This is a genomic window from Paenibacillus sp. 23TSA30-6 (assembly GCF_014858585.1).
In the GTDB taxonomy this organism is placed as follows: domain Bacteria; phylum Bacillota; class Bacilli; order Paenibacillales; family Paenibacillaceae; genus Paenibacillus.
In genome coordinates this window covers 77678-91479 of the sequence record NZ_SLTL01000002.1, presented here as the reverse complement: position 1 = coordinate 91479, position 13802 = coordinate 77678, and the positions used below count along the sequence as shown (strand labels likewise).

General features: G+C 42.9%; 11 protein-coding genes and 2 CRISPR repeat arrays. All 11 genes read left to right on the top strand.

Going from position 1 to position 13802, the window contains the following annotated elements:
- The first annotated feature begins 4 nt into the window (after positions 1–4).
- The 11 genes from E0698_RS02255 to cas2 all read left to right on the top strand — a co-directional run bounded on the left by E0698_RS02255 (position 5) and on the right by cas2 (position 13063).
- Positions 5–841: a hypothetical protein gene (locus E0698_RS02255; protein ID WP_192510490.1), complete on the top strand. Its 837-nt coding sequence runs from the start codon at positions 5–7 to the stop codon at positions 839–841.
- 247 nt (positions 842–1088) lie between these two features.
- Positions 1089–1898 (top strand): SDR family oxidoreductase, encoded by an 810-nt coding sequence (locus tag E0698_RS02250; RefSeq protein ID WP_192510489.1) that lies wholly within the window; start codon positions 1089–1091, stop codon positions 1896–1898.
- 245 nt (positions 1899–2143) lie between these two features.
- Positions 2144–3324: direct repeats of the CRISPR family, unit length 32 nt; unit sequence GTCGCACTCTGTATGAGTGCGTGGATTGAAAT.
- An 88-nt stretch (positions 3325–3412) separates the two neighbouring features.
- A complete protein-coding gene (locus E0698_RS02245) occupies positions 3413–3682 on the top strand; it encodes a transposase (RefSeq protein WP_192510488.1) in 270 nt (89 codons plus the stop codon).
- 520 nt (positions 3683–4202) lie between these two features.
- Complete coding sequence (locus E0698_RS02240; protein ID WP_192510487.1) at positions 4203–4523, top strand: hypothetical protein; 321 nt, start codon at positions 4203–4205, stop codon at positions 4521–4523.
- Positions 4524–4882: 359 nt separating this feature from the next.
- Entirely contained in the window at positions 4883–7372 is a 2490-nt protein-coding gene (gene cas3, locus E0698_RS02235; protein ID WP_192510486.1) for a CRISPR-associated helicase Cas3', read from the top strand.
- A gap of 113 nt (positions 7373–7485) precedes the next feature.
- Positions 7486–8205 carry a type I-C CRISPR-associated protein Cas5c gene (gene cas5c, locus E0698_RS02230; RefSeq protein WP_149094180.1) on the top strand — a complete coding sequence of 240 codons (720 nt, stop codon included), beginning with the start codon at positions 7486–7488 and terminating at the stop codon, positions 8203–8205.
- On the top strand, positions 8202–10157 hold the full coding sequence (gene cas8c / locus E0698_RS02225; protein WP_192510485.1) for a type I-C CRISPR-associated protein Cas8c/Csd1: 1956 nt from the start codon (positions 8202–8204) through the stop codon (positions 10155–10157). The genes cas5c and cas8c overlap by 4 nt, the downstream gene beginning before the upstream one ends.
- A gap of 57 nt (positions 10158–10214) precedes the next feature.
- Entirely contained in the window at positions 10215–11090 is an 876-nt protein-coding gene (gene cas7c, locus E0698_RS02220) for a type I-C CRISPR-associated protein Cas7/Csd2 (protein WP_192510484.1), read from the top strand.
- Positions 11077–11736: a CRISPR-associated protein Cas4 gene (gene cas4, locus E0698_RS02215; protein WP_192510577.1), complete on the top strand. Its 660-nt coding sequence runs from the start codon at positions 11077–11079 to the stop codon at positions 11734–11736. Before cas7c ends, cas4 begins: the two co-directional genes overlap by 14 nt.
- Positions 11733–12764, top strand: a complete 1032-nt coding sequence (cas1c, locus tag E0698_RS02210) for a type I-C CRISPR-associated endonuclease Cas1c (protein WP_192510483.1) — start codon at positions 11733–11735, stop codon at positions 12762–12764. Before cas4 ends, cas1c begins: the two co-directional genes overlap by 4 nt.
- 8 nt (positions 12765–12772) lie before the next feature.
- A complete protein-coding gene (cas2, locus tag E0698_RS02205; RefSeq protein ID WP_014281197.1) occupies positions 12773–13063 on the top strand; it encodes a CRISPR-associated endonuclease Cas2 in 291 nt (96 codons plus the stop codon).
- 181 nt (positions 13064–13244) lie between these two features.
- Positions 13245–13689: direct repeats of the CRISPR family, unit length 33 nt; unit sequence GTCGCACTCTGTATGGAGTGCGTGGATTGAAAT.
- Positions 13690–13802: the final 113 nt, after the last annotated feature.

The following is a 13802-nucleotide window of genomic DNA, read 5'->3' as shown; positions in this document are numbered from 1 at the left end:
ACGCATGAATCCACTGCTGTCTCTGCTCCCCACGAGCAAAAGGAAGGGAATGAATGCACGGCTGGCGCAGCATTTTTCCTACATAAGCTCTCAGACGGGCGATCAGCCACTATCGACGCATCATAGCCGCTTTATGTGCCGTTATGGTTACGGAAGATCTGCTGAATCTGCCAGTATGGGTGAAAGCGGACAGGATTTCGCCGCAGTGCGTATTCATAAATCCGTCTGTTGTTTTGTTCTGTGTGATGGTGTCGGGCTTAGTTACCAGGGAGATTTTGCAGCCCGCTATTTGGGTTCCTCTTTGCTGGATTGGATGGAACAGGGGCAGGATCTGTCTGCCGATAAACTGGGGCTGTACCTCGAACGCTTGGCGGGTACAGCTGCGGAGGAACTGGATCGGCAGCCTTTACACCATGAATCGGGCTTGATGCGTTCGGTGCTGGAGGATAAACGTCGTCAGGGAAGCCAGTCGATGTATATTTGCGGTAAAATCGAGCTACCGAAGCGCGGCACCCGCGGGCGTCTCAGACTTGCCTGGCAAGGAGATTCACGATTGCGGCTATGGAACGGTTCGGAGGAGATCAGCCAATTATTTGATCATACCTTCTCTACAGCGGAACGCTGGTCCACAAGCCGTGGTTCGATTGGAGGTAAGCCTCATTGGTACGAAAGAAGCATACCCGCAGATATGTCGATGAGATTACAGGTATACAGTGACGGGTTATCCGATTTGGACCCTATTCGTGAGCCTGTCCCTGATGAGCAGATACAGATCTTGCTGGACGCCTCCCATACCGGAGGGCTTGATGATGATGCTGCATTTATTGAATTGCAGTGGTAAACGGAATAAGGAAAGGACGTATGCATCCATACTGATGGCTGCATAACGTCCTTTTTTGATGAATACATAGAAAGAAACTAACGGTCAACAAGAAAGTAGAAGAAAAGGTGCGACAATGGGTGTATGATTGGTCCTTTTCTCGAATATCGCAAAGAAATAACAAAAAATGCGCAAAAATGGTGATTATAAAGTATACCTTTTTGGGTAATCTTGTGATTATACAGGATACTGAAAGGGAGCGGTACATATGAGCTATACACTGGCAGGAGGCGCACGCTTTGAAGGCAAAACGGCTCTGATCACGGGGGCTGGTTCTGGTATTGGCAAGGCAACGGCTATTCAAATGGCCAGAGAGGGAGCGAATGTTGCACTTTTTGATGTCAGTAATGAACGGATTGTTGAGACGGAGAGAGAGATTAATGCTATACGTGAAGGTGCGGCTCGGGCTTTTGACGTGGATATTGCCGATCCGATGCGTGTGGAAAAAGCCGTTTTGGAAGCGGTTGAACTGTTTGGCGGGCTGCATATCATTTTTGCCAATGCGGGGATTAATGGGGTTGTCGGACCGATTGAGGATTTGAGTATCGAGGATTGGCGGCAGACGCTGTCTACGAATCTGGATGGTACTTTCCTGACGGTGAAGTATACCGTGCCGCATTTGAAAAAAAACGGTGGCGGCAGCATTATCATTACCAGCTCCATTAATGGAAATCAGCGCTTTACCAGCTTTGGAATGTCAGCCTACAGTACGTCCAAGGCAGGCCAAACCGGGTTTGCTAAAATGGCTGCGCTGGAGCTGGCCAAGTTCCGTATTCGTGTCAATGTCATCTATCCTGGAGCGATTTCGACGAATATTGACGAAACTACGGAGAAATCGGAAAGGTTAAAGCAGATTACTATCCCTGTCCAGTTTCCCGAAGGAGGGCAGCCGTTGGCTGATGGACCCGGTCAACCCGAGCAGGTAGCTGATTTGGTAACGTTCCTGGCTTCCGATCATTCGCGTCATATTACCGGTGCCCAAATTGTGATTGATGGGGCAGAGTCCTTATTGTTTTAGCACTAAAGAATTCTCTGTGAGGGAAAAATGTTTTGTGGTATCCTGAGTGTAACGTCTTGGTTAAGGTGCGAATGTGAAGCTCACATAAAAACCCCGGATCCTTCGCACCTCGAAATTTGTCGAAAAGGATTAGAATCCACTTTCTTCGGTAGAAGTCAATGGTTGATTCAAGCTTTTTTAGCATCGTTTTTTTCGAAAATGTATGGAATTGATATCATTAGGGTATCAATTTCTGTATTTTCGCGGTCGCACTCTGTATGAGTGCGTGGATTGAAATCATCGTGCCAGTAGGCAATAATTTCGCCCCATTCCGTCGCACTCTGTATGAGTGCGTGGATTGAAATACCGTTACGGTATTGTCTACCAGCCCACAGGTTGCCGTCGCACTCTGTATGAGTGCGTGGATTGAAATTGTGTCCACATAGTCGCGTGCGCTGCCATAGCCCGGTCGCACTCTGTATGAGTGCGTGGATTGAAATCTATTTTCGATAACGTTCTTGGTGCGCTCGGCCTCGGTCGCACTCTGTATGAGTGCGTGGATTGAAATCGCCAAGCAACACTTGCACTTGACCAAGATGCGGTCGCACTCTGTATGAGTGCGTGGATTGAAATTTATGTGTGTATTCGGCGTCCGTTCGATGCGTCCGTCGCACTCTGTATGAGTGCGTGGATTGAAATTTTCGGGGACTCATATCGTTGTAGTTGACCATAAGCGCGTCGCACTCTGTATGAGTGCGTGGATTGAAATGTTTTCCAAATACTTAATGCGGGATCGGATTTTGTCGCACTCTGTATGAGTGCGTGGATTGAAATCAAAGCGTCCGTATACTTTTGATTATAGTATTGTCGTCGCACTCTGTATGAGTGCGTGGATTGAAATCCCATCGTCTTCCCGGAATCCCCATCATTGTCGTCCCGTCGCACTCTGTATGAGTGCGTGGATTGAAATGACTTTTGCCATGTAAGCAAAACAGTCGACATGTCTTGTCGCACTCTGTATGAGTGCGTGGATTGAAATCTATGACGGATTACTTGAAATTATGGAGCAGGATGCGTCGCACTCTGTATGAGTGCGTGGATTGAAATCTTGACCAGCGTTTCATAGTCCAGCTTGCCAGGGCTGTCGCACCCTGTATGAGTGCGTGGATTGAAATCTTACCGTTTACCGTAGCTTTGATTATCATGATCGTTGTCGCACTTTGTATGAGTGCGTGGATTGAAATATCCATTGTGTCTTGGATCAGACCGATATAGAGCATGTCGCACTCTGTATGAATGCGTGGATTGAAATAATTTCCCCGCCGATATGATCGGACAATACCATTTCGTCGCACTCTATATGAGTGCGTGGATTGAAATTGTGATACCGGCTTAGGAGCACCGTCTGGTTTTAGGTCGCACTCTATATGAGTGCGTGGATTGAAATATATGAATGTTGGATCGGCTACACTTAATTGGACAGAAAAATTAAGGGCTAGTAGAATGGAAATTTCATAATCAGGAGCGGGTCTACTATGCCCAAACAACGACGTACTTTTACAGCGGATTTCAAGAGACAAATGGTTCGGCTATACGAGAATGGAAAATCGAGGGCAGATATTGTGGATGAATACGAATTCAGTGCATCTGCACTGGACCGCTGGATTAAACAGGCTCAAACGACAGGTTCGTTCTCAGAGAAGGACAATCGTACTGCCGAAGAGAATGAGCTTATTGCCTTACGCCAAGAAAATCAACGTCTTAGAATGGAAGTCGACATTTTAAAGCACATGGGACGAAAGTAAAGGCCATTCAGCAAAATTGTGACAAATACTTGGTATCAGCGCGGATCGAGGAAGTGAGCTTAAGAATAAATGGATCGACGAAACCCTTGAAACCTTTCAAATTAGCCGATCGCTTATGCATGAGAGGCTGTCCTTATGATAACAGTGAACTTGATAGGAAGTTGATAAAAGGAGTTGGAGAAAAACGGACAGGAACTAAGTGTAAAATAATTTCGCGAAGAGGCACAGAGGATTAGGAGGAAAGACGGGAGTTATGTTTTAAAAAGAATGAGAAAACCCGCTATGGGCGGGCTCTACAATATAATTCTATAGTTTTCAATCCACGCCTTTCAGCGACATGCCGAGTGTATCATAAATCGTTAGTTTAAAGCAATTTTTTTAATTAAAGGATACGCTGCAAAACATAAATTCTTTTGATCTTTTGAGAGGTGTATTACTGTGATTTATATAAATTTCCTATAAAATTATATTGTATATACTTTCAACATGTTTATTAGGGTATATAAGGAGGCGCCTAAAGATGGATAAAAGCATTCCAAAAACAGAAAAAATTTTGGGTAAATTTAGTGTTTTGTTACAAGTTGATAGATTTAATTATGATGAGTTATTAGATTATTGCCGCACAAAAGGGTTGCTTGTAGACGAAATTAAAACTTGGATTAATGTTTCTGAGCAACCTAATGAAATAAGAATTAAACAGTTGAAAGAAGAACTTAGAGCTACAAAGCAGAAATTGAAGGCTTTGACTAATGAGATGAAACAAAAAAATTATGCATTAGCAGACATTACAACAGCAATAATTTTACGAGAAAAAAATCTAAAAAACCTTAATTTTTTATAATTACTTTATACGTTAGCACCAACGATTTAAGGAAGCTAATTCTTACGTTTCCAATAGCTATTAGCTAGGGAGGATTCCTCTCTCGGATTTAGCAGGCTGTTGTTACTATTCAAACTGCTTTTGGGAAAATATCCACAAATCTAAGTGTGGTAATATTGAGGGGATTCGTTACTGCTAACAATGGAATAAGTGCTAAAAAGGGTAGTGACAAGGCTTATAATGGGATACTGGTTTATATTAAAGAAATGAACAGAACGTATACAAAAGATAATGCATGAGCATGAATTGAATTTTATTGGTGTTTACTTGGAAAAAGGTTATTCTCGAAGGGGAATTATAAAATTAAAGGAGATTAAAACATGCAATATATTGCCCACATACGGGAAAGTGACCAAGAGATTCAGACGGTAGCAGATCACCTGTTGGAAACTCAACAGCTAGCAGAATCTTATGGAGACAAAATAGGTATCCGACATATTACCGGACTCGCTGGTATGCTGCATGATTTGGGCAAATACACAGAAAAGTTTCAAGATTACATACGTTTGGCGGTGCAAAATCCTGACAATCCACCGAAACGAGGAAGCGTAGATCATTCTACCGCTGGTGGAAAGTTATTATACAATCTTTTTCACATTCAACCTCAAGGGACATTTGATAAGCAGGATTTCATGAACAAAGCTTTATTATCCGAAGTTGTAGGGAATGCGATTATTTCACACCATGCATATCTGCAGGATTTTTTAGACCCCGACCTGGAATCAAAATTTTTGGATCGGGTGCGTGATCGAGAGCTGGAAGGATTTGATCATGCAGTCGGCCTTTTTTATGAGCAGGTGATGGAGAAATCTGCATTTTACCATTATGTGAATCAAGCAGGGACCGAATTGGCTCATTATATGAAACGGGATCATAATCCAGACGTTGAACTCAAAATGATGTTCTTATCCAAGTTTGTTTTTAGCGCTTTGATTGATGCGGATCGCACGAATACCCGTTGTTTTGAAGAAATTAATATTAAAGGCGAAAAGAATGACAATAAACCGATGAATCGCCAACAGCTATTTCAAACGTATTACGAAAGATTAATGGAGCGTATTAACGCTCTGCAATCAGGAGAGGCTGCGGACACAACCATTAATTTGCTTAGAAAACAAATGGGCGAGCAATGTGAGCAATTTGCAGACAAGCCTTCCGGGATACATACACTCTCCATACCCACTGGGGGTGGAAAAACGCTGGCAAGTTTGCGTTATGCCCTAAAACATGCAGTTACATTTGAAAAAAAGCATATCATCTACGTCGTTCCATTCACGACGATTATTGAACAAAACGCGCAGGAGGTTCGCAAAATTATACGGGATGACGCTAACATTCTGGAGCATCACTCGAATGTGGTCATGAACGAGGTAGAAGATATAGATCGTGAGGAGCATGAGCTTGAAGATGTTGTTGTGAATACACATCAAAAATTAAAGCTGGCTAAGGATAATTGGGATTCGCCCATCATTTTCACGACCATGGTGCAATTTTTAAATGTACTTTACGCAGATGGCAGCAGAAATGTCCGCAGACTTCACAATTTGAGTGAGTCTGTCATCATTTTTGATGAGGTCCAAAAAGTCCCCACTCACTGCATTTCATTGTTTAATCAAGCGCTGAATTTTTTGAAAACGTATGCCAGTTCAAGTATTGTTCTTTGCACTGCTACCCAACCGGAATTGGATTTTGTACATAACAAGCTGGACATCGAGCCGGATGCGGAAATAGTGCATGATCTCGATCATGTCATAGAGAAGTTTAAGCGGGTTGAAATTGTTGACAAGGCGACGAACGGCACTGTAAATACGGAAAAGCTTGCCGATTTTGTTGAGCAAAAGCTCGCTGATGAGCCAAGCGTACTCGTTATTCTCAATACAAAAGCGGTGGTCAAAAATTTATATCTTCGACTAACAGAAGGAAACAGTGCAATCCCGGTTTACCACCTAAGTACTTCCATGTGTCCGGCTCATCGCAATCGCATATTGGAGAAAGTAAAACAACATTTAAATGATAAGGAACCTGTCGTTTGTATCAGCACACAGCTCATCGAGGCAGGAGTGGATATTAGCTTTACCTGTGTCATTCGATCCTTGGCTGGTCTGGATTCGATTGCACAAGCGGCAGGCCGATGTAATCGCCACGGAAGAGATGAAACAAAGCAGGTGTATGTCATTGATCATGAAGAAGAGAATCTCAAGCGGCTCAAAGAAATTAAAATCGGCAAAGAAATTACCAAAAAAATGTTCATTGACTTAAAACGTGACAAAATCTGCTACGGTGGTAACGTATTATCCGCACAGGCTATGGAAATATATTTCCAAAAATATTATGCCGAGCTGGCAACCGACTTGAACTATTTTATACCTAAGCTAAGAAAAAACATGACTGAGCTATTAACTGTTAGTCGCAGTGAAAATACGTACTATCGCTCTTATTACGATGAAAAGGGCACGATTCTTCCTTTATTTTTAGCGAATAGCTATAAGACCGCAGCAGAATACTTTCAGGTCATTAAAGATCATACAACAGCAGTTATCGTTCCATATGGAGATGGAGAGAAGGAAGGAAAAGAGATTATCGCTGATCTCAACGGACAGCAAAGCATAGAGGATCTCAGTAGTCTGCTGCGCAAAGCACAGCAATTCACCATTAATATATTGCACCATGAGAAAGAAGAACTGGATCACAATAAGGCGCTGATTCCTTATTTGGATGGAAAGATATGGGCTTTGACTGAGGGGGCCTATGATGATTTATTTGGGCTGAATCTTCACAATGATAGTTTGCATGATGGTTTTATTCTCTAAGAATGCCTTTATGGGAGATAAAGAGCCTATATTCTGCATTGACTGACCATGCCAAAAGTAATATTCTGGTACTATGTTTAGATAAAAAGGCCTAGAAAGGAGGAAGCTTCCAGTTGAGAAACGCAATCGAATTTAGAGTGTATGGCGATTATGCACTGTTCACTGACCCGCTAACCAAATTGGGTGGTGAGAAACTAACATACAGTGTCCCTACCTATCAGGCATTAAAAGGGATCGTAGAAAGTATTTATTGGAAGCCTACGATTACGATAGTTATAGACAAGGTCCGTGTTCTAAACGCTATCCGAATGGAATCCAAGGGGATTCGGCCTATGGAATATGGCGGCGGTAATACGCTTGCTAATTATACTTATCTCAAAGATCCTTGCTATGAGGTTCAGGCTCGTTTTGTTTTTAATCTCCATCGTCCTGAACTGGAATATGACCGCAATGAGAACAAGCATCATAACATTCTCAAACGCTCGCTGCTGGCGGGTGGACGCAGAGATATTTTCCTGGGCACACGGGAATGCCAAGCTTATGTAGAGCCATGTGTTTTTGGTGAATCCCCCGGTTTCTATGATAATTATGGAGACATTCATTTGGGAAATATGGTGCATGGAATTAACTACCCGGATGAGACAGGCAGGAATCAGTTGGAGGTGCGCTTGTGGAAGCCCGTGATGAAGAACGGGGTCATTGAATTTATTCCACCGGAGAAATGCCCACAAGTTCGTATCATAGGCGAAATGCATTCCAAACAATTTGGTGAGAATAACGTTCAATCCGCAGATGAGCTGCTTGCAGAGTGGGAGGGGTGGGGCATGAAATGAGCTGGCTGCTAAATCTATATGAAACGTATGAATCCAATATTAAATGTGTCGGTGTGTTTGAGAAAAAGTATAATGATCGCGAATACACGCTGCTGCCCATCTCTCATACAACTCAAAATGCACAAATTGAAGTGGAAATTACGGAACAAGGCGATTTTCATTCAGCCCGAGTGCTGGACAAAGATGAATTTAGCACATTGATTCCTTGCACGGAGAAATCGGCCAGCCGGGCTGGCTCTGTCGTAGCACCTTATCCACTGCATGATAAATTAAGTTATGTTGCTGGAGATTTTGTCACCTATGGTGGAAAGATCAAAAAAGAAGAGCCTTTTGCCGCTTATATTCAGCAGTTAGAAGGGTGGGCTAATTCAGAATATGCGACTCCTAAGCTGAAAAGCATCTATCGTTACTTGAGCAAGCGTCGACTGATTAAAGACTTGTCAGACCAGTCTGTTTTATACCTTGATGAGAATCAAAAACTGATAAGCAAATGGGACAAGAAGTATGAGCATTTAGCTGCGGAAAAACCACGTATATTTACGGCAGTTCCCGGTGAACTGGAGAGCGTATTTATCCGTTTTAATGTGTATTCACCAAATCAAGCGTTAACTAAAGTTTGGCAGGATAAAGAGCTATTTGATTCATTTGTTGATTATTACAGTAAATTGCTGGGCGAAGAAGACATTTGTTATGTAACCGGGGAGAAACTCCCGAGCACGGATAAACATGCGAATAAAATTAGAAATTCTGGAGATAAAGCAAAGCTGATTTCGGCAAATGACACGAGCGGTTTCACGTTCAGAGGACGTTTTGCTCACAGTCATGAAGCAGCAAGCATCAGCTACGAGGTATCGCAAAAAGCTCATAATGCTTTAAAGTGGCTGATTCATCGTCAAGGGAAAATCATGGAGAATCGTGTTTTTCTCGTCTGGGGTAATGATTCCACGAATGTGCCGAGTCTTACGGATAATGACAACATCTTTGCAATGGATTTTGGCTCTGAATCATCGCGGCCGATAGCAATCAAAGGTCATACTAACGAGGAGTTTGCTTTTGATCTGGCCAAAGCACTATCGGGTTATCGTAATAAACTGGCTATCAAATCGGCTTCCAAGGCCAAAGTCAATATTCTTGTGCTGGATTCAGCAACAACGGGACGGATGGCTGTACTGTATTATCGGAATTTGGATAAACCATTGTATTTTGACAAGCTGATAGACTGGCATTCTACATGCGCCTGGCTGCACCGTTATCAGAAGGACGAGCAAGGTGAGTTGCTACAATTTTGGGGAGCGCCGGCGACGAAGGACATTGCTTTTGCGGCCTACGGTCCGAAGGCGAATGACAAGCTCGTTAAAGGTCTTATGGAACGAATGCTTCCATGTATCGTAGATGGTCGAAAAATTCCGCAGGATATTGTAAGGAGTGCTACTCACCGTGCCTCTAATCCGGTAGCTATGGATAAATGGGAATGGGAGAAGACACTGAGTATAGCATGTGCATTGATTAACCAACGGGAGGGATACAATGTGGCATTAGATAAAGAAAATATGGATCGCAGTTATTTATTTGGCAGACTGTTGGCGATAGCTGATGTGATGGAACGAAGCGCATTAGACAAGGATGAGAAGCGATCCACTAATGCAATTCGATATATGAGTGCTTTCTCACAACATCCAGAAAGAACCTGGAGGACCATACAGAATGCCTTGCAGCCACATCAGGCCAGACTTGGCAAACGCTTAAACTATTATTCCAATATGATTGATGAAGTAGCCTCAAAAATACCCATGGATGAATTTAATAACAAACCGCTAACCGGCAAGTATTTGCTCGGCTTGTATAGTCAACGCTATGAAATCTATCATAACACGGATAAAAAGAATCATGAGGGCAATAACACAGGGAATGACGACGACCAAGACAGCAACATCGCAAATGTGAAAAAATAATACTGATCATAAGAAATGTTAAAAATATAGAGTTTACATTCAAAGGAGAATAATAACATGACTATTTTAGATCATAAAATTGATTTTGCAGTTGTATTGTCTGTCACGAAAGCAAATCCCAATGGTGATCCTCTGAATGGTAATCGTCCCCGGCAAAATTACGATGGCTATGGCGAGATTTCTGATGTGGCGCTGAAACGGAAAATAAGAAATCGTCTGCAAGATATGGGAGAGTCTATTTTTGTTCAATCTAATGATCGGAAATTGGATTCTTTTAGTAGTTTAAGAGAACGTGCAGATGCAAATCCTGAGTTGGAAAAATTCTTTAAGGGCAAGGAAGGTTCCAGCGATGAATTTGCCAGAATCGCCTGCCGGGAATGGATGGATGTTCGTAGCTTCGGTCAAGTTTTTGCATTCAAAGCGGCTAGTAAAGGCGCAGGAGTATCCGTCGGGGTAAGAGGTCCTGTATCTATACATACGGCTACCAGTGTTGATCCCATTGATATTACAAGTATGCAAATCACTAAAAGTGTAAACTCCGAACCGGGGAAAGAAAGAGGTTCCGATACGATGGGGATGAAGCATCGGGTGGATTTTGGTGTGTACGTATTTAAGGGAAGTATCAATACGCAACTAGCTGAAAAAACAGGATTTACCTATGAGGATGCCGCAAAGATCAAGGAAGCGCTAATTTCCTTGTTTGAAAATGACGTATCATCCGCTCGTCCTGACGGTAGTATGGAAGTCCATAAAGTATATTGGTGGGAGCATCATTCCAAACTTGGACAATATTCATCGGCTAAGGTGCACCGTTCTTTAAAGGTGAAATTGAAAGAAAATACAGACGAACTCAACAGATCTTTTGATGATCATTATGAATGCATACTCACACCACTGGAAGGCTTAATGCCCCTTGAATATCCAGAACTATAACGAAGAGGATTATTTGCTGCTATCCGGTATTCAGCATTTTAATTTCTGTAGAAGACAATGGGCGCTTATTCATATCGAGCAGCAATGGGAAGAAAACGTGCGGACGATCGAGGGGGATCATTTACACCGAAAAGCGGATCAGCCGATGATTCGTGAGAAAAGAGGCGATAAACTCATCGTACGCGCGTTGCCTATACATTCCAGAGAGCTTGGTATTACCGGAATCTGTGACGTCGTAGAGTTTGTACGGGATGCTCATGGGGTTCCGCTGGCAGGGGAGGAAGGGATGTACCTTCCTTTTCCTGTTGAATACAAGCGTGGCAAACCCAAACGAAATGATTCGGACCATTCCCAGTTGGTCGCGCAAGTGATGTGTCTTGAAGAAATGCTCGTATGTGATATTGCAAAAGGCTACTTTTATTACGATGAGATCAAGCATCGGGTAGAGGTCGTGATCACTGCTGCTGACCGTGAACGGGTGCGAACAAGTCTGCAGGAAATGCGGCATTATTTTGAGCGAAACCATACACCTAAAGCCAAAGCAGGGCCACATTGCCAAAGTTGCTCGCTTCAACACATTTGTGTGCCGGAAATTTTGAATAAAAGGTCTGTTTCCAGTTTCATTGAAAGCAGGATAGCTGAATGAAAAAATTACTAAATACGTTGTTTGTTACCTTGCCGGATACGTACTTGTCACTGGATGGGGACAATATCGTTATCAAACAAGAAGAGGCCATTCTTGCACGCTACCCTTTGCATAACTTGGAAGCTGTATGTACTTTTGGCTATGCAGGGGTAAGTCCGGGTCTGATGGGTGCTTGTGCATCACGCAATATAGATTTAACCTTTATGACGCGAACTGGACGTTTCCTGGCACGTGTGATCGGAGAGAGCCATGGAAATGTGGTACTCCGAAAAGAACAGTATCGGATTTCCGATGATGACAAAAGAAGTGCTCTTGTAGCCAGAAATATGATTATAGGCAAGATATATAATAATAAATGGATTTTGGAGCGAGCGACAAGGGACTATCCCCTACGTATTGACGCTGATCGAATGAAAAAGGTGACTGCTTCTTTAGCAGGGGCCATGCAGCAAGTCCGTGAAGTGGAGGACCTGGACATTTTGCGTGGTTTGGAGGGTGCGGCGGCTGTACAGTACAATTCGGTTTTTGATGAGCTGATTTTGCAGCAAAAGAAGGATTTTTACTTCCATGGACGCAATAAACGCCCGCCGTTGGATAATGTCAATGCTTTATTATCTTTTGCCTACACACTTCTGTCCAACGATATGAAATCTGCACTGGAAGCTGTCGGCTTGGATGCTTATGTAGGTTTTCTGCATAGAGATCGTCCGGGGCGAGCTTCATTGGCACTGGATGTTATGGAAGAGCTTCGTGGAGTATATGCAGATCGTTTTGTCCTTACATTGATTAACAAAAAGTTGATTCATGGCAAAGGATTTTACAGGAAAGAAAATGGCGCTGTGATTATGGACGATGACACGAGAAAAATAGTATTGAAGGCATGGCAGGAACGCAAACAGGAAAAGATTATTCATCCTTATTTGAATGAGAAAATGTCTTGGGGGCTTGTGCCCTATTCACAGGCTTTGCTCTTGGCTAGACATATTCGAGGAGATTTGGACGAGTACCCTCCATTTTTGTGGAAGTAGGTGTGATCTTGTTAATCCTAATTACTTATGATGTAAGTACAGTAGACAGAGAAGGCAGAAAAAGACTGGCCAAGGTTGCGAAAAAGTGTGTAGATCACGGACAAAGGGTGCAAAATTCCGTGTTTGAGTGTATTTTGGATTCGACCCAGTTTCGCCGTTTGAAGTATGAATTAGAAGAATTGATAGACAAAAAAGAAGACAGCCTGCGTTTCTACAATTTAGGAGATAACTATAAAAAGAAAGTAGAGCATATGGGTGCAAAAGAAGCTTACGATATGGAAAGCCCGCTGATTCTGTAAGGTGCGAATGTAAAGCTCACATAAAAACCCCGGATCCTTCGCACCTCGAAATTTGTCGAAAAGGATTAGAATCCACTTTCTATAATAGAAGTCAAGGGTGGATTCAAACTTTTTTAGCATCGTTTTTTGCGAAAATGTATGGAATTGATATCATTAGGGTATCAATTTCTGTATTTTCGCTGTCGCACTCTGTATGGAGTGCGTGGATTGAAATCAACACGCCAGAAGTTAAATCGCCGCCACTCGACAAGTCGCACTCTGTATGGAGTGCGTGGATTGAAATATTAAGGCAATGGACGAGTATGAAAAAGCCCTTGGTCGCACTCTGTATGGAGTGCGTGGATTGAAATGGTGGTCTCCTGGTTCTGAGTCAGCAGCAAGCCTACAGTCGCACTCTGTATGGAGTGCGTGGATTGAAATATGTGGTCAGCCCCTTTACGATTGATTGCATTTGAGTCGCACTCTGTATGGAGTGCGTGGATTGAAATGGAATCTGACAGACGCCAGTGAGGGCCAAGCCTTGCAGTCGCACTCTGTATGGAGTGCGTGGATTGAAATTTGTTGTCCGCTTTTTGCGTGATGGTCGGACGCTGGTCGCACTCTGTATGGAGTGCGTGGATTGAAATCAAAATATGGTATTATCATTGCTTTAAGAATTTAGTGTCGCACTCTATATGGAGTGCGACCTTTCCATCACACACGGCGTCCATTTTAAACAAACTAGAAAACAACGCAAATC